This is a genomic window from Elusimicrobiota bacterium, from assembly GCA_016721625.1.
Classification (GTDB): Bacteria; Elusimicrobiota; Elusimicrobia; order FEN-1173; family FEN-1173; genus JADKHR01.
In genome coordinates, this window is sequence record JADKHR010000001.1 from 1,083,607 (window position 1) to 1,101,313 (window position 17,707).

At 60.9% G+C, this 17,707-nt stretch carries 10 protein-coding genes; 7 read left to right on the top strand and 3 right to left on the bottom strand.

Translation table 11 applies throughout. The annotated features are described in order from the left end of the window. Positions 1-24 precede the first annotated feature (24 nt). The 3 genes from IPP35_04595 to IPP35_04605 form a co-directional block, all read right to left on the bottom strand. Positions 25-774 carry a hypothetical protein gene (locus IPP35_04595; GenBank protein MBL0058382.1) on the bottom strand — a complete coding sequence of 250 codons (750 nt, stop codon included), beginning with the start codon at positions 772-774 and terminating at the stop codon, positions 25-27. After that, entirely contained in the window at positions 771-1,169 is a 399-nt protein-coding gene (locus IPP35_04600; protein ID MBL0058383.1) for a response regulator, read from the bottom strand. Before IPP35_04600 ends, IPP35_04595 begins: the two co-directional genes overlap by 4 nt. A 221-nt stretch (positions 1,170-1,390) precedes the next feature. Next, positions 1,391-8,452: a class I SAM-dependent methyltransferase gene (locus IPP35_04605; GenBank protein ID MBL0058384.1), complete on the bottom strand. Its 7,062-nt coding sequence runs from the start codon at positions 8,450-8,452 to the stop codon at positions 1,391-1,393. Positions 8,453-8,538: 86 nt separating this feature from the next. Between IPP35_04605 and IPP35_04610 the strand changes: the two genes are divergently transcribed. The 7 genes from IPP35_04610 (at position 8,539) to IPP35_04640 (ending at position 17,691) form a co-directional block, all read left to right on the top strand. Then, positions 8,539-8,826: a DUF1805 domain-containing protein gene (locus tag IPP35_04610; GenBank protein MBL0058385.1), complete on the top strand. Its 288-nt coding sequence runs from the start codon at positions 8,539-8,541 to the stop codon at positions 8,824-8,826. Between the two features lie 70 nt (positions 8,827-8,896). After that, positions 8,897-10,297, top strand: a complete 1,401-nt coding sequence (rlmD, locus tag IPP35_04615; GenBank protein MBL0058386.1) for a 23S rRNA (uracil(1939)-C(5))-methyltransferase RlmD — start codon at positions 8,897-8,899, stop codon at positions 10,295-10,297. Beyond that, positions 10,294-13,416, top strand: coding sequence for a transcription-repair coupling factor (gene mfd / locus IPP35_04620; GenBank protein ID MBL0058387.1), 3,123 nt, complete (start codon positions 10,294-10,296; stop codon positions 13,414-13,416). The genes rlmD and mfd overlap by 4 nt, the downstream gene beginning before the upstream one ends. 1 nt (position 13,417) lies before the next feature. Beyond that, complete coding sequence (locus IPP35_04625) at positions 13,418-14,323, top strand: peptidylprolyl isomerase (GenBank protein MBL0058388.1); 906 nt, start codon at positions 13,418-13,420, stop codon at positions 14,321-14,323. Between the two features lie 60 nt (positions 14,324-14,383). Next, entirely contained in the window at positions 14,384-15,643 is a 1,260-nt protein-coding gene (locus tag IPP35_04630) for a peptidylprolyl isomerase (protein ID MBL0058389.1), read from the top strand. Further along, entirely contained in the window at positions 15,644-16,654 is a 1,011-nt protein-coding gene (pdxA, locus tag IPP35_04635; GenBank protein ID MBL0058390.1) for a 4-hydroxythreonine-4-phosphate dehydrogenase PdxA, read from the top strand. Next, positions 16,651-17,691, top strand: a complete 1,041-nt coding sequence (locus IPP35_04640) for an outer membrane beta-barrel protein (GenBank protein ID MBL0058391.1) — start codon at positions 16,651-16,653, stop codon at positions 17,689-17,691. Before pdxA ends, IPP35_04640 begins: the two co-directional genes overlap by 4 nt. Positions 17,692-17,707 lie beyond the last annotated feature (16 nt).

Sequence of the window (17,707 nt, forward strand, 5' to 3'; positions counted from 1 at the left end):
GCGGATGGGAGAGGGGGGTCGTCATCAGGTCGATTTGGGGGAAAAGCTCGGAAGGTTCGGGGCGAGCTGTGTTTTAAGGCTAGCGTGGGCTTCCCAAAATTCCGAAGAGGAGACGGTCAGGATGAACCCGCGGGCCCAAGCCCCCGCTCCCCCCCGCGATTCCATCATTTGAACGGAAAAGCCGGCGGACCGAAGATGCGCTTCCAGTCGTCGCGCCTCATCGAGCCGAGCCGTGGAGAAAACCACGCGGCGATCGCCTTCTTCTCCGGGCTCGGGGTCAAACATCAAATCGGTCACTGGCAAACCCCGCCGGCGGGTTTCCTCTCGCCAGGCTTCCTTGGCGGCTGGGGCCAACAGGCGAGCCCGCCTTGAATACCGGGTCTCGGGCCGGCCGAATAAACGGTAGACGTCCCGGTAGGCAAAGTAGGCCCGTTTGGCCGACGATTCCGCAACACGCGCATCGTAATGGGCCCGCAGAATGTCCCGCTCTAACCGTAAAACGTCTTCGCTCCGCTCCCGCCGATCCGCCAGGGCCGTCCATCGCTCGCCAGCGTTAAGGAATTCCGCTTCCAGAGCGCGACGCGCGACCGACGGGTCATTGGCCCAGAATCGGTAACCTTCCGCCTCGAAGAACGACGCCCGAGCCCGCGCCCCCATTTCCAGACAGAGGATCCCGACGACCCCCGCGACAACCGCTGAAAAAACCATCAGGGACTGGAACGCGCGCCAAAGGCGGATCCTCGAGAAAGCAAGAACGGAGGGAGGAGAGATCATCTCCCCGCGATTAAAAGCTTCACGCTTTTCAACAAGTTTTCCGTAAGGATGGGCTTGACGAATATTTTCTTAACATTGGGGGAAGCATCCAAGGCCTTTCGGGTGTCGCCCGCGTCGGCGTAGGAACTCACCACCATGACCGGAATGGCGGCCGTTTCGGCGGTTTCCGCCAAACGTCTAAGGATGGTCAACCCATCGACGCCTGGAAGCATAAGATCCAAAAGGACCGCCACGGGTTTGCGCGAAAGGATTATTTCCAACCCTTTGATTCCGTCCGGGGCCACGCATACCTCGTATCCCTCTTGTTCGAGGGTGAGACTCAAAAACTCCGAAATAGCTTCGTCGTCTTCGACGACCAGAACCACGCACCCTTTCTTCTGCGGATCTTCGTTCATGAGGGACCTTTTTAAAGATGTCGAGCGCAATGAATATCCGTGATGCGGAAAATCCGAAAAAAGCCCCCCGCTCGGAGCGGAAGCCGGGACCTCGAAACCCAAAAGCACGAGCGACGGCCAACGCCAAAAACCCCGGCGATTGAATGGCTCATCGGAATCGGTAGTCTAACAACTGGGGCGGCCCGCTGTCAAGAAAAAGGTCTCTTCAACATCGACGGAAATCAGGCGCAAATACGAACAAATTCCAGGCGGCGGAGAATCCTTTCCAGGTCCGCCCCCAAGAGGGCGGGCAAGGGAATCAACTCCACAGGCCATTGGGCGAGTTCCTCCGGGGATTCGCGAAGATTTTCCGCCGCGAACCCCACCACCCGGAGAGGCCTTTGCCACACAGGAGATTGTCTTAAATCTTTCAAAGAAAGCCGGCCCCCCGCCAATACCTTTTTCGCTTCCGGCTCGGACGCCAGCAGAAGATGGGCTCGACTCAGCCCCTCTCGATCCGAGGACGGAACGCCTTTTGCCAGGAGCTCCGTCGCCTGGGCTCGGGAAACCCGTCCGTTCCGAACGACCAAAGCGAGCGGGTTGGCGGGCTCCCGGTGCGACGCCGCCAGGGCCGCCGAAAAGCAGAACCACGTTTGCGCCTTCTGCGGATCGGACGAACCGGATTCAAACAACGGCGTGATATCCAAAACAACACCGGCCCCCCCTAAACGGGAAACGGAAAGCCGCCATTGCAGAAGGGAGACCCGTACACGGTTGTAGGCCTCGGCAAACGCGCCAGCCTGGCTCTGGGCTTGATCCGGGGCCGTTTTCAACAAGAGCGCGAGGGTTTCCGCCACCCGGCGGGGCACGGGCCCCGACAGGGGGCGCGTGTCGTCCCAGGCGGCCAAGGCCGCGCCGGCCGCCGCGGGGTCTCCGTTTTGGGCCGCCTCGACCACCCGCGCCGCCAAAGCTTCCGCCCCCAGAGGATGGGAGCAGAAGAAATCCACCCAGAAGAAAGAGGCAACCTCTTGTCGGATCAACCCGTCGATCCGTGCCTCTGAAAGGTCGGGAAGCGGGTTCCCCGTCACCCCCAACCCCTGACGGAGGTTTTCGACCAACGACCCCTCGAGGGACAAGCGAGCGGGATTCACCAGCGCCTCCAGCCCCTTCATTTCAGCCGGCTCCGGCGCGAGCGCCAACAATGCCTGCAGGACCGCCCACCGGTCCTCCGAACCGAGAGAATCGATGACCGGCCGTTGGCGGACCGTTACCCCGGGAACAGAAAGGACCCCCGACACAGGGGCCTCGAAACCTGGGTCGCCACCATCCTCAGACTGGGAATGAAGGTTCATTCGCTCTCCGCGGAGCCCCCCCGCGATGATTTCTTTCCGCAGTTGACCTCTCGCGCAGAACGCTTTTTTATAAGAGCCACGGTTCGACTGGTTCTCAAAACCAGTGATTCTGTCAAACTCAACGTCGGTCGCCTGAACGCTCCCTTTCCAATCCAAAAGAGTCCTTCGCCGATGTCGAGGCATTTGGGGCGGCAGAACCATCACCTCCAACGTCCCCGGCTCAAAAATGCGATCGCACAAAAAGTGAAATGTCCAGGGATTGTCAATGTCTTGGACTTCGAGGGGAACGGGGGTCCCGTCGGAGTTTTTTCGGGGGGTTAGAATGAGCGCGGCTTCCCTTGCCAAAGCAAAAAGGGCGGCAGAGCCAAACCCCCTCTTTTTCTTGTTGTCACGGATGGTGATGTCATTTAAAAGGATCGCTTCTCCTCCGTCAAAAAAATCGATCTCCCCCACGTTTTTGCCGTCGTTCACAACAAAAACGATCCCTGAATCTTCGTGGAACGACACCGATGGAAGGGGTGGGACCGACCGGGCATCGGGTTCTTCTTTTGTTATTGCCAATTCCGGCCAGAGGAGTCGGCGCGCCTCTACGGAAAGAGAACCCTGAATATCGCCCCGCTGATTGGATCTCTCGATCGCGGAATGAAGAAACGGAGATTTTGTCCCTTTTGAGCGTTCCGGTTTTCTCCGCTTTGACCCCCGCGACGCGGGATCCAAAAGCACCGCCGCCGCCTCCACCTCCTCGGGTTCTCCGCCCCGAACCGCGAGAGTTCCTTCCCCTCCATGAAAAAGACCGAGGCGCCCCGCTTCGGCCATCAGGGCCAGGGCATAGCCCTCCCCGGCGGGAGGGAGACCGGTGATTTTCAAAATGATTTCCCCCCGTTTCCCTTTCACTTCGGCCCGTCCGACAAAGCGCCCGTCTAATTCGAACATGGAAATGCTTAATCCAGACCCCTTGGGCCTGGTTTCATAACGCACCCTTCGCCGAAGCTCGGCCAAAGACCTCAGGCTCGGGAAGAAGCCACTCGATGGAGAATATGAAGGTTCCGAAATAGTCTGATCCCGTTTGGAGGGATCCGTGGTTGAACTTCGGAACCCATCTTCTCCCGGCTCCTGAAGAGTCGACCGATTTCCGTTCGACTGAAGTTCCACCGCCCACCCGAGGTCCGCGCCGGACGAGATCATTCGGCGCAAGTGTTGGACCGAGAACCCGGCGCGCGTGAAAGCTGTTCGCCATTCCGCTTCCGTTCCGGGCAAGCTCAGAGCGCCCGCTAACAAGTGACGACCGAGCCCCACACGAGAGAGAAGTCGTTGCTCCCGGGCCACCAAACCCATCAACACCTGGGCCCGGGTTATTTCACCCCGCCGCCACGCGGCGAGGTCATAAATCGTGAGGGGAAGGCATTGCCCGATCAAATCCGTCACCCACCCATGCGTCGCCTGGGAAAATATTTTTTCAAGCAACGAGGATGCCCGCGCCTCTAGGTCGGCGAAAGGTTCGCCCGACTCGATGGCGTCCCTCATGTCATCAAAGAATGGCGACGAGAGAAAGATGGCCTCCAAATTTTCCCCCAAGAAAGCGGTGGAGCGAACGATGTCCGAATCGGCCCCATGAATGAGAAGCGCCGCCCGACCCCCTGGTTTCAGAACCCGATGGATTTCCTCCAACACGCGGCGCCAATCCGTATAGGCCAAGGTGAAAGAATCGACGACGGCATCGAGGCGGCCATCCGCCAGAGGGATGCGTTCGCCCCGCCCTCGAAACCAGGGGGACGCGGGTTTAAAGGGCGCATAGGTGAAATCGGCCAAATCCATTCCCACCATCCGGACATCGAGACCCCATTCCTTCGTCTTGAGGGACAGCCTTCCCAACCCGGCCCCCAAATTGAGGACACACGCGCCTTTCGTTTCGGCCACGCCGGTCAAAAATGACCTAAAAAAATCCCAGGCCTCTCTATGCCGGTCGGAAAGACTGTGCGTTTGAGCCCCCGTGTAGACGCGGGACCATAGGCTTTTCGCGGTCTCCGCCGGAGAAGATGGTCCGGAGCGCGCCGCAAAAAGGTCGAAACCAACCCCGTCGCCCTCCCATCGATCGACGCGAACGAACTCTTCCATTTCGGCCGAAATATCCCCGGCGCGTATTTCCACCGCTCTCATTTTCATCGGCGTCCCGCTAAAAAGGAATACGCCTTCCGCTTGAACGCGACCGAACACCGACCGGAAATCCCATTTCCCCTGGGAGGCCGCGAAACCGTTCCGCAGAAGCCATTCCGTGAGATGTCTTTCCAAGGCCGCTGGAAATGGATGACCGCGTTGGAAAGACCCGCGGGGCTCCGAAACGAGGGGGGTCCCGCTCTCCCCGGGGGGAACGATGTGGGTTACAAGAGGCATCCGCCATCGCCACCCGAAAAACCGGCCAAGCGAGGGATGGAGCCCGTTTTCCGGGACGATCCAGCGGATCCTCCCCAAGAGATCGGTCTTCACGGAGGCACCCCATTTCCCCGCAAAGACTTGCACCCGCCGGGCGGCTTGGAGAAAAAAAGCCCGGACAAAAGAGAGATCGGGCACGAGGATTTCCATTCCATTTCGAACCCGAAGAGGGACGTTCTTTTCGGCCAGCCAGTGCAAGAGAGAATCGCGAAACAGCCCCGCCCCCATCCAAGAAGCCAAGAGAACCGCCCCGAGAAACGGATCCACCGGAAAACCAAACCCCGCGAGCAACGCGGAATGGGACCGTTTCGCCGGGCCGGCCGATTCGTAAAATTCCCGCCGAAGTCTCCCTCGCAGGTGAAAATTCGCCAAGGGCGAGTCCTCCGAAGTTCCCGTGGGACCGACCCTCTCAGCGAACCGTGGGTCCTTTTCGGCGAGGGCCCCCCCCCAGTTCAGCCCGGAAAGGAACGCCGGGGAGGGCTGATTCGGCAGGACCAGCAGCGCCTCCATGGAACCGGGCTCAAAAATATGGTCCCGCAAAATCCGGTAGGTCCGCGGATGAACGACGTCCATGACAACAAAGGGCCTTTCGTTCTCTTGCCGATCAGGAAAAAGGGCCGCCGCTTCCCTCGCCAACGCCAGGACGGCGGCGAGCCCGAACCCCCGCTTTCTCTTGTCGGGGTTCGTGGAAAAATAGTTTAACCGCAGAGCGTCGCCGTCCCTTAGAAACGTGATTTTTCCAACAGGCCTCCCATTTTCATCATCGATAAAATAATGGTTTCCCCGAATCCTCCAAAAAGAAATGGAGGGCACCCCGCGCCATAGATCCTTCGCCGGCTCCTTTTCCGGAGTTCGCTGATCCGAATAGAATTCGGGGCGGAGGACGCCTCGGGCGGTGAAATAGGTCTCGTAATCCCCGGAATCAGGATTTCTGTTTTCCTTTCCAGTCAACCGAAGGAATTCCGGGTCGGATTCATGAAAAGGATTTTCCCAAACGCTGTCCGACCCATATCCGTATTCGCCCTCCGAATCGATTATCTCCATGGTCCCCGGTTGGAAAACCCGATCCCTCAGCAGACGAAAAGTCCATGGATTGGAAATTCGGGAAACCACGAGAGGGACGGGGCGTCCGTCCGCGTTCCGGTCCGCATCCGTCAGCCGGGCGGCCCTTTTCGCCACGTTCAACACCGCGGCGGACCCATATCCCCTTTTCCGGTTCGAAACGTTCACGGAACTCAGAAATACAAAGCGTGGGGTTTCAATGAAAAAAGTGTTCCCCACGACCTGGTTTCCGGCCTCGATGGCGTAACAAAAGGTCCCCTCCTCGTTCACCAGCTCAACCGATGGAAGCGATACAGAGTCCCCTCCCGGGACCACCCATAAACGTGACAACCTGAGAAAAGGCGCGAAAAGAAGGGACACCCCGTGTTGAAACGAAAAACCGATGGGGGAGCGGTCCCCGGTCAAGGAATGAGGACTTCTTTCAATGAGAAACGCCAAAACACTTTTTAAACGGGATCCGATAAAACGGGCGGAACGCGCGAGGAAGGGCTCCGCCGTGGAAGGACGTCGGCCATAGAAGGAGAGGACGTGCCCGTTCGAAAGAAGAATGGGTTCCCACAACCGTTCCCCCGCCGTCGGATATTTATTCCCATCCCCGCGAGACCCCACGACCAACGAAATGTCCTTACCGCCGCAGAGGAACCTGAATTCCACGACTCCCGGCGCCAAAAGGCGCCGTTCCGCCACGCGAATGCCCAAACGGGAGACCCAGCCTTCCACCGCGGCCGCCAAGCCGTTCAGGGTCATCCCTTCCCCGGCGAGAGCCAGTTCCAACACCGTTTTCCGTGGGGACCCCAGCAACAATTCGGGCGAAAGACTGATGGGTTTCCCCGCGAAGAATTGATCGAAAGGCACCGGGTCCCGGGCAAAAACATCCAAGGGATGGCCCTCCAGGGGATCCGTGCGGGGAGTGATCACCACGGTGGAGCATCCGTTCCGCCGGAGTTCGGCTTGCAGACCCGCGGTATGGAACCCCCCCGTGACGAGAACGGCGGCGGAAGCCTTGGCGGATCTCACCTGCGCCATGAAATTAGCGGCCAAAGCGTTGTTCCTCTCCATGGCCAAACGACAAAATTGTTCGTGGGAACGGCAAAAGGCGGCCAGGCCGCCTGGGGGTTCCGACCCTTCGGAAAATTCGCTCAGGCGAGCGGGAAGCGCCAGAATCAGTTCCTTCTTATTTTCATACGCCGCCCAATGCTCGGGGGACATTTCATTTTCCAACAAACGGCGAAGGAGCGCGGCGTCCCGGTCCATGGCCAAGAGTTTTTTTTCATCCGGGTTCGAAGCGAGGCGATCGCCCAGAACCGTTTCCCATGCCGAGAACTCCTTTAAAAGGTCTCCCCGGCGGATGGTTTGGGCCAGGCCCAGGAAGGAGACGTAATCGAAGAAAGCGCGATCGGAAGCCAGGGAAAGATGGCTTTTCTCACAGAGGGTTTGAAAAGAAGCGAAAAAGTCCCCATTTGTCATTTTCCCGGCTCGGTAAGCCGCGGCTTGGCGGAGAAGGCCGTTCAGGTCCGCCGTGCCCAGATGGCTGGACAAACGTTCCATGAGCCGCCGGCGATCGGCTTCCACCCGTTTCAAATCCAGCCGGGCTTCCCAATCAAGAACCGTGAGAAATTTTTTGACTTGGGGCCCGGCCAGGGCGGGAGCCCCCGAGAGACGCGAAAGAAATCGGGCATAGGGGCTAAAACCTTCACGACCATCCTCAAAGGCCTCTCGATGAAGATCGAAGGCCTTCAATGGCGGGGAATACAGCCGCTGTTTTTGGGTTCGGAGGTTTTCGGCGAGGGTTCGAAGAAAGGAGGCCGCGGCCGGTCGGCGCGCGACACACTCCCGCGCGGCGGCCACATTGGCTTGATAGAGAGCGCGGGTTTCAACCCCCACCAGGCGGGGAGGGCGGGGCGCGGTCAGTCCGGCCCATTCGGATCCGCTCAGCCGACCGGATTGACGAAACGATTCGGCCACCCGGGCGACGGTGGGGGGCGAGGGGTGGCGTCGGAAAGGGTCCAGCCGAAGAGGCCCCCACGCGCCTTCCACTCCGGCGAGGGTCACCCCCCGGTTGGAAAGTTCGCCCAACAGCCCGCCGATGTTTTTTTGGGCTCCGTCGTTGCCATGAACATCTTGAACCAGGAACACCACGGGCGCCTCCCGGCGCCCTTCCCGGACTTCGCCAATAGCCCCGTAGGGCAGAACCGCCGACGCCAAGTCGAACGGCAAGGCGAGGTGCTTAAAATTCGACGGGGGCTGGGAGGGTGATGATCCCCCGTCGAAAAGCGTGGATCCCGGCCCGGCGAATGCGCCCGGGGCGGGAGGAAGGAGCCCCGCGTATCGCGGCGCCCCATCGCGCGCGGAACGCCGCTCCTCCCAGAGGCTCTTTTCGACGGCGTGGGCGGCCGCCACGTTCGTGATGAAGGTGGCGCCGGCCAGACCGACGGCCACCATTCGTCGAAAAAGAAGCATCTTGTCTTTAGTATAATGATCGCGACGAAAGCCCATCTTAAGTTTATGTAAACTTGTTGTAACAATTTAACGGCGGGGGAACTCCTATGAAAACGCGTGAAATCATCGTTGGAGATAAAAAGGCGCTCGGAGTGGAGATCGATTTGCCCGGAGCGCCGCTTATTTTGGCCCGGGGCGGCCAGGGGTTCGTGATGTGCGGATTTTTGGACCTGCACACGGCCGAAAAGGTCAACGCCGCGGCCGCCGTCGTGCGCGGAGTCCAATCGGTGGACGATCTCCTGGCGAAACCCGTGGTCGGCGTGACGGCCGCCGCCCTGGCTCTCGGCGTCAAACCCGGCATGACCGGGTATGACGCCCTCGAGATTTTGGCCTGATGACCTTTTCTCGCCCCCCGTTCCGGCGCTCGCCGACCCTTTCGATTTCAGGCCGCCATCAAAGGATCCCATGACCACCGACCCCATACGTCTCGAACGCCTCGCCCTGGGAGGGGACGCCGTGGCCCGCCTTCCCGGAACCGAACCCGGCCGGCCGGGACCCGTGGTCTTCGTCCCCTACGGAGCGCCAGGGGACCGGGTGGTCCTGGGTTCCATCCGACGGGAGAGCTCTTTTTCCCGAGGATGGATCGACCGCATTGAGGAAGCGTCCCCCCAGCGGCGGGAGCCCCGGTGCCCGCTCTTCTTTCAACCCGGACGTCGGCCGGACCAAGTCTGCGGCGGTTGCGATTGGCAACACCTGACCTCCGCCGCCCAGGCCGAGGGGAAACGGGCCCTCCTGGTGGAAACCCTCCAGCGGATCGGAAAAATCCCCAGCCCCCACGTCGAACCGACGGTGGCCGCCCCGACGCCGGAAGCGGCGTGGCGGTACCGTAACAAAGGGCTGGTTCCCTTTGCCCGGAACGCCGCGGGGGAACTGGTGGCCGGGTTCTACGCTCCCGGCTCCCACACCGTGGTGCCGTTCGAAGATTGCCCGGTTCAAAACGAACGATTCGTCCAAGTGGTCCGGGCGGCCCGGCAGTGGCTGTCCGAGAGAGACGTCCCCGTCTACCAGGCCCCCGCCGAGAGCGGGTGGCTGAGACATCTGCTCGTCCGAACCTCCTCCACGGGAGAGACCCTGGCCGCTCTGGTCACCACCTCCGAGGCCGGACCTGACGTGGAGGCCTTTGCCAGGGAGCTCAGAGCCGCCTGCCCCTTCGTCACCAGCGTTTTTCAAAACATCAACGACCGGCCCGGTAACGTGGTGCTGGGGCCCCGGTGGAAGCCCCTGGGCGGGAAGGAACGCATGGAAGAATCCCTGTCCGGACTGCGGTTCCGCCTTTCGCCCGCTTCCTTCTTCCAGGTGAACCACGCCATGGCGGAAAAGCTCTACGCCATGGCCGTCGAAATGGCGGCGGTGGGACCCACGGACGTCGTCTGGGAACTCTACGCCGGCGTGGGCGCCATGGGCCAATTGTTGGCACGCCAAGCCAAACTCGTTTGGGCCATTGAAGAAAACACCCAGGCGGTGCGGGACGGCATCGAAAGCCTGGAAATGAACGGAATCACGAACCTGCGTTTCCGTCAGGGACGATGCGAGCTGGTGCTGGCCCGGGGACTGATCAAAGACCCGCCCACCGTCATCCTCCTGGACCCGCCCCGGGCGGGATGCGAACGAAGCGTTCTCAAATTCGTGATGCGGGCCGCCCCGCGCCGTATTCTCTATGTCTCGTGCGATCCCGGCACGCTGGCGCGGGACGCGCAGTACCTTTCCACGGGCGGCTATCATTTGAAGCGATCCATCCCCGTGGACCTATTCCCCCAGACGGCCCACATCGAAAGCGTCACGCTTTTCGAACGGGCCCCTGGGTGACCCCCTCCCCGCAAAACGTTGGCCCGCTTCCGGGGGGGGCGGAGGCCTGGTGGCTCCTTCAAAAGCGGGTCGGCCGCCTCTTGGTCGTGGCGGCCACGGAAGAATCGTCGGGAGCGCTGTTCGACGATTACCAGGCTCTGGAACGCTGGCGAAACCCCGCTTCCCCCACCCGAGCCGCCTTTTTTTCAGAAGACGACGAGGAACGCCTCACGGCCCTTTCCGAGTGGGCCGCCGGCCGCGCCCACATCCTGTTCGCCCCGCGGGAATCCCTGGCCGCCCCCTTGCCGTCGCCGGAACGCTTTTCCTCCGACCACCGAACGCTCCGGCTGGGGGAACGGCTCGACCGGGAGGATTTTTTCGCCCATCTGCTCACCCGCGGCTATGAACGCGTGGACACCGTGGAACGGCCGGGCGAAGTGGCCGTGCGGGGAGAGGTGTTGGACCTTTGGTCCCCCGGATGGGAAGGGCCCCTTCGGACGCTTTGGCCCTACGACCAGATTGAATCCATCCGAAAAATCGATCTTTCCACCCAACGGTCCACCGACCTGGTCCCGGAGATTTTGGTCCGGCCGGGACGCCTCCCGGAAGCCTCCGCCGCCATGGACCCGGCGGCGCCCACGGCGACCCTGTTGGATTACCTCGGGACCGCCGGAACTCTTTTTGAGTCCCATCCCTCCGCCGGCTTTCCGGTGGTCTGGCCGGGCGAAAGGATCGTCCACGACCCCCTGGCGGCCTGGCCGGACCCTCTGCCCTTCGCTTCCCCCCCCGCCGTGGCGGGACATGGGAACCTGCTGGCCAAAGAGGTTCGGAGTTGGGTGGATAGCGGGTGGTCGGTTTCCATTTTCTGCCATAACCCGGGGGAACAGGAACGAATCGAAGAAATCCTCCTGGAACAAGACCGAACGCTGGCGCGGGCCTTTGAGGAAAAAGGGATCGATCTCCCCATCGGGCCCCTCACCCGTGGGTTTCTCGACACGAAAAACCGCCTCGCGGTCCTGGCCAACGGGGAATTGTTCGGCCGCATCCGCCGGCGACTGCGGCTCCCAAAATTCACCGGCGGGACCGCCCTGCAAGGCGTGGCGGAACTTCGGAAAGGCGACTATGTGGTTCACGAACAGTTCGGCATCGGCCGGTACATGGCCCTCGAACGGAAAACCGCCGCCGACATGGAAGCCGACTATCTTCGCCTGGAATACAAGGGCGGGGACCGGGTTTTCGTCCCCCTCTTTGAATTTCGCCAAGTGCGCAAGTTCGTGGGCACGGAAGGCAAACGCCCGGTGCTCTCTTCCCTGGACACCGGATCCTGGGACCGCACCCGGGCCGAGGTGGAGAAAGCCGTGGCCGAGCTGGCGACGGAACTGCTGGCCCGCGCCGCCCGCCGCTCGCACACCCAAGGGTTTTCCTTTCCGTCGGACACGCACATGGAAAAAGAGTTCGGGGACTCCTTCCTCTACGACCTCACGCCGGACCAGGCCCGGGCCATCGAAGAGACCCGGCGCGACATGATGAGCCCGATCCCCATGGACCGGGTCGTTTGCGGGGACGTGGGGTACGGGAAAACGGAAGTGGCCATGCGCGCGGCCTTCAAGGCCGTGAGCGCGGGCAAACAGGTGGCCGTCCTGGTCCCCACCACGATTTTGGCCGAACAGCACGGGCGCAATTTTCGGGAACGTTTCGCCGATTATCCGGTGAGCGTGGCCGTCCTTTCCCGCTTCGGAAAACCCGCCGACCAAAAAACCGCCATACAGGACGTCCGGCGCGGGGTCATCGACATCGTGATCGGAACCCACCGGCTCCTCTCCCCGGACGTGGCGTTTAAGGACTTGGGGCTCGTGATCATCGACGAAGAACACCGGTTCGGGGTCAAGCAAAAGGAACGGATCCGGGCGTTCCGCGACGTGGTGGACGTGTTGGCCCTCTCCGCCACGCCGATTCCCCGAACCATGGGGCAGGCGCTGGGAGGTTTGAAAGGCCTCTCCGTCATTGAAACCCCCCCCGAGGGAAGGCTCCCCATCGGAACCCACGTGGGCCCCTTCGATCCGAAGATCGTGGTGGCCTCGGTGGAGCAGGAACTCAGGCGCGGCGGCCAGGTTTTTTACGTTCACAACCGCGTCAAATCCATCGAGAAACGGCGCCAGTGGCTTCTGGAAACCCTCCGTGAACATGGGCTGACCACGAAGATCGCCCTGGCCCACGGGCAGATGTCGGGCCCGGAACTGGAAAAGATCATGTGGGATTTCCTCCACCGAAAATTCGACATCCTGTTGGCCACCAGCATCATCGAGTCCGGCCTCGACATCCCCACGGTGAACACCCTGGTGGTGGAGGAAGCCGAGGATTTCGGCCTGGCCCAGCTTTATCAGCTCCGGGGCCGGGTGGGGCGGGAACGGGTCAAAGCCTACTGCCTGCTTTTTTATTCGGAGGGCGCGAACCTGACGGAAGAGGCGGAAAAGAGGCTTTCCGCCTTGAAGGAATTCGCGTCCCTGGGGTCCGGTTTCAAGCTCGCCATGCGGGATTTGGAGATCCGCGGAGCCGGGAACCTGCTGGGCCCCGAACAACATGGCTACGTCAACGCCGTGGGCCTGGATCTCTATGGGCAACTGCTGACGGACGAAATTGAGCAACAGAAAAAGGGAGGAGCCGTCGTCCACAAAACAACGCGGACCGACCCCTCCATCGAAATCCCCGTCTCCGCCTATCTCCCGGAAACCTATCTCCCTTCGGAATCGGATCGGGTGGTTTTTTACAAACGGCTCCTGGATTCGCCTGTGGAGGAACTTGAAAATCTGGCGGGTGAACTGGAGGACCGGTGCGGGCGGATGCCGGAACCGGCGCGGCGGCTTTTTGACGTGGCGCGGCTCCGCCAGGCCGCGAGGCTCCGCCGGGTGACCCACATGGGTTTGGTTCGAGGAGGGCTGGAGATCCGGTTCGCCGAAGCGGCGTCGCTACCCCCGGAAACCCTGTCCCGCCTCACGACGGAATTCCAAAACCGTTTCGCCTTTCTCCCCGGCCCCCCCTTCGGAATGCGCTTCGAAGAACCCCTGGCCTCCGACCTCATCGCCTGGGCAACGACGTTTCTTGAAACGCTTCCCCTGGACAGCCCCACCGAAGAAGGATAAAATGGCCCCCATGCGCGCGCCCCCTTCGCCGGTTTGGCTCACCTTGTTGCCGCTTCTTTTGATTCCGGCCTGCGGCAAAAAAGAACCCGTTCTGGCGCGCGTGGGATCCCACACGGTCACCACCGGCGCCTTTTTAAAAGAGGTGGAAGGGGTTCCCTTCACCAGCCAGGCCTATCTTCGATCGCCCGCCGGAAGAAAAGAGTTGTTGGAACTCCTGGTGCGGCGAAAAATCATCCTTCAGGAAGCCGAAACCGCCCCCGCCGACCCCGAAGACAAAAAAATCCTCGACGAACTCGCCGCCCAATATAAAGAACGCCGAAAACAACTCCGGGAAAGTTTTCAAGAGGAGACGGAACGCGCGAAGGTCGGCCGCTTTACGAAAAAGCTCAAGGACGGCCCGCTGAAGGTGACCGACAACGAGGTTCGCGCTTTCTGGGAAACAGAAAAAGAGGTCCGCGCCTCCCACATTTTGGTGAGCAACCGCGCCCTGGCGGAAGACATTCGCAAAAGGATCACCGCCGGTGAAAAGTTCGAGGCCCTGGCCAAGGCCCACTCCGAAGACGCCGGCTCGGCGGCCAAGGGAGGGGACGCGGGGTTTCTGTTGCGGGGCTCCCTGGTTCCGGATTTCGAGAACGCTCTCTTTCAAATGAAGACCGGAGAAACCTCCGGCGTTGTCGTGTCCCCCTACGGCTTCCACATCATCCGCCGAGGCGAAGACCGCCCCCTTTCCCGCCAACCTCTGAGCGACGCGCTCAAAGCGCGTATCCGCCAGACCCTGGAAGGCCGCAAACTTCAGGAATGGTTCGACCAGATCCGAAAGCGCCATCCCGTAAAAATCGATACGGAGAAACTGAACGACGTGGTCTTTCCCACGCCCAGCGTTCAACCGGAAACCCGCGCTTCTTAATTGTCCCGGCGAATCAATATGATATATTCGTGGCATCCGAAGGAACAGGAGGCTTTCCCCTTGAGGCACATCGCACTGCTCACCGCTCTCGTTTGGTTCGCTTTATCCCCGCTGTCCGCGGCGAAACTCACCAACCGCCCCATTGCCGTGGTCAGCGGAGAAACCGTCTTGCTATCGGACTACCAGAAAAACTGGGACGCCCTCTTGGAACAGCGAAAAGCGCAGAAAGGGCCGGATTCGGTCACGGAAGCCTTCAAAAAAGATTCTCGCCAAAAGCTTTTGGATCAGATGGTCGATGACAAAATTCTCCAGGCCGAAGCCAAGAAACGCAAGATCCGGGTTCCCCAGCGCGATTTGGAAAACGCCGTGGTCCAAGTCAAAGCCCGCCTGCTTTCGGATGCCGGACGCCGGGACATCGAAACGATCCTGCGGCGGCAGATGGCCGCCCAGGGAAAAAACGGGGAAGGGGAGGCGGACATTTCGGCCGCCTGGAAAGAACTTTCGGCCTCGAACCCCGCCGCCGTGAAAGAAGCCGAAGCCACGTTTAAAAAAAGAATGGCCGAGGAAGGACTGGACGATAAAAAATTTACGGACCGGATCCGGGAACAACTGAGCGTGGTCCAGCTGGCCCAGGAAATTGTCCGCGAACGGACGAAACCACCATCGGAAGAACAAATGAAGGACCTGTTTTCTCAATTGGAACCCAAGGTCAAAAAATTACAGGCGGACCACGACCTGGCCCGGGATCGCATGAAACGCGCGCGGGAAGAGGAGCTGGCGCCGGAAGAAATTCTGACTTTGAAATCTTATCTACAAGTCGCCGAACAGGCGCGGGCGCGCCATATCCTAATGGGGATGATTGGAAGCAACCGCCGCCCGACCCCATGGAAAGAGGTCTCGCCAGCGGACAAAGCGGACGTTCGGAAGAAAATAACGGAACTGCGGAAGAAAATAAAAGCCGGCGCGGACTTCGCCGAACTGGCGGAACAAAATTCCCTGGATAAAGATTCCGCCGCGAACGGCGGAGACCTGGGGTTCTTTCCCCGCGGGAGCATGGTTCAGGCCTTTGAGGACGCGACCTTTGCCCTCTCCGAGGGCCAGGTTTCGGACATCGTGGAAACGCCCTTCGGCCTCCATCTCATTAAACTTATTGAGAAGAAAGGGGCGACCAAACTCCGCTTCGAGCAGGCGCAGACGGACATGCACGAATACCTCTTCAGCACCGCTCAACAGAAAGTTTTTGAGGAGTTCGTTTCAGGCCTTCGCAAAAGTTACGACGTTAAAATCCTCTTGACCCCTGAGGAGTTGGCCGCTCTTTAAATGGTCCTCCCTTTCCTCGCCATCACCCTGGGGGATCCCGCCGGGTGCGGACCCTGGGTGGGGGCGCGGGCGGCCATGGACGCCCGGGTTCGACGCGCCGCCAGGCCGGTCCTGGTGGGCGATGCCTGGGTGCTTCACCGTTTCGTCCGAATCCCCAACCTCCGAGTTCACCCCATCACCGACCTTAGCGAATTTTCTGCTCGCCCCGGGTTGGTCAACGTGTTGCATGTCCCTCATCCGAACATTCGAACCCTGGTCCTGGGCCGAGCCCAAAAAACCGGTGGGGAATCCGCCGCCTTGTCCGTTCGAACGGCGGTGAGCTTGGCGATGACGGGCCGCGTGGCCGCCGTGGTCACGGGCCCGGTTTCCAAGGAATCGTTTAAAGCCGCCGGCCTTCCCTTCCCGGGCCACACCGAAATGCTGGCGGCCCTGAGCGGGGCGGGCCCTGTGGAGATGATCATGATGGCCGGCACTTTACGAACGCTTCTGGTCACGCGGCACCTACCGCTCAAAGAGGTCCCGGGCGCCCTCCGTTGGAGGGGTCTGGTGGATTCCGTTGTTCGGGCGGACCGATGGGCCCGATCGGCCCTGGGGCTCAGGCGACCCCGTTGGGCCATGTGCGGGCTGAACCCCCACGCGGGGGACAACGGGTTGTTGGGAAAAGAGGAAGGGCGCTTGATCGGTCCGGCCGTGGCCGAGATTCGTCGACGAGGAATCCAAGTGGAGGGGCCCTTGCCCGCCGACAGCGCCTGGGCCAAACACCGGGAAGGAAAATACGATTTTGTGGCGAGCCTTTACCACGACCAAGGGATGATCCCGCTCAAAATGGCATCGCCCCGGGGGGTCGTCAATGCCACGGCGGGATTGCCGTTCGTCCGCACCTCGCCAGGCCACGGAACGGCCTTCGACTTGGCGAAAGAACGGCCTCCCTTCAGACAGGCGGACCCGGAACCCACGGTTCAAGCCTGCCGGACGGCATTGGAAATCGCTGGAAGAAATACCCGAAGATGAAGAACACGATCCGAACCTCCCTCCTATCGTTCGCACTCCTTCTCCCGGCATTTCTGCGAGCGGAGGAGCGATCCTCCATTCTCCTAGCTCTTCAGGCGGGAGGGGGAACGGTTTTTTCGCCTTCCGGGTTCTCCTCTCTCCATCACGAACCCATTGTTGTCGGGGGACGGTTGGGCTACCAAATTTCCGATCGATGGGCGGTGGGTGGACAGTTTTCCAACTACCACATCGGGTCCTCCACCACCCCCTCTCAAGACGTCACCCTCCAGCCCATCACGGCCTGGGTTCAACGAGATTTTACCGGCACCCGCCTCTGGACACCCTACCTCCTGGCCTCCGCCGGCGTCTCCCGGAACGCGCGCGACCATTTTTCCACCCAGGAATCGGACACCGGTTGGACCGCGGGACTCGCGTTCGGACTCAACTTACGGGTTTCTGAAATGAACGACCTCTCCTTTGAGATCGGCGCCCGCCACTTCTCCCAGGCGACCGTCGAGAACGGTTCCCTCGCCCTGATGGACGCCGCCCTGATCCTCCGGTTCTATATTCCGGAAAGTTGGGTGCCCGTGAAATCTGAAGTCGACATTTCCGCCGCGGAGCTCGAGCTCCCCATCACGACCGAAGAGCTGGATCGCGAAATCGACCCTGGGCTCCTGGCTCAGGTGGAGTTGGCCCGAGTCCAACAAGAGATCGGGAGCGGAAAATTCCCGCCCATTTCCTTTGATTCTGGGACGGCGAGGCTCCAAACGACTTCGTTTGAAGCCCTCGATACCATTGGCGCGATTCTTCGCCGATACCCCGACGTGGCCGTGCGCATCTACGGCTACGTGGAAGAATCCTACGGGGGAGAAGCGGCCGAAGCGTTGGCGTTGGCCCGGTCGGAAGTGGTCCGGACCTATGTGGTGCAAAATTTCCACGTAAACGAGGGGCGACTGTCCGTCCTTGGGGAACGCCCCCTTTCCACCCCGGAGCAAGGAGCTCCCCCCCCCCGGCGCTACCGGCGCATCGAGTTCGAGGCGCTGCAGAGCGCACCCTAATCAGTTGAATTTTATT

What these genes read in the sequence shown, in the direction of transcription:
- IPP35_04605 (MBL0058384.1), bottom strand. Translation starts at nt 8,452, where the DNA reads ATGCTTCTTTTTCGACGAATGGTGGCCGTCGGTCTGGCCGGCGCCACC.
- IPP35_04610 (MBL0058385.1), top strand. Translation starts at nt 8,539, where the DNA reads ATGAAAACGCGTGAAATCATCGTTGGAGATAAAAAGGCGCTCGGAGTG.
- IPP35_04640 (MBL0058391.1), top strand. Translation starts at nt 16,651, where the DNA reads ATGAAGAACACGATCCGAACCTCCCTCCTATCGTTCGCACTCCTTCTC.
- IPP35_04595 (MBL0058382.1), bottom strand. Translation starts at nt 774, where the DNA reads ATGATCTCTCCTCCCTCCGTTCTTGCTTTCTCGAGGATCCGCCTTTGG.
- pdxA (MBL0058390.1), top strand. Translation starts at nt 15,644, where the DNA reads ATGGTCCTCCCTTTCCTCGCCATCACCCTGGGGGATCCCGCCGGGTGC.
- rlmD (MBL0058386.1), top strand. Translation starts at nt 8,897, where the DNA reads ATGACCACCGACCCCATACGTCTCGAACGCCTCGCCCTGGGAGGGGAC.
- IPP35_04600 (MBL0058383.1), bottom strand. Translation starts at nt 1,169, where the DNA reads ATGAACGAAGATCCGCAGAAGAAAGGGTGCGTGGTTCTGGTCGTCGAA.
- IPP35_04625 (MBL0058388.1), top strand. Translation starts at nt 13,418, where the DNA reads ATGGCCCCCATGCGCGCGCCCCCTTCGCCGGTTTGGCTCACCTTGTTG.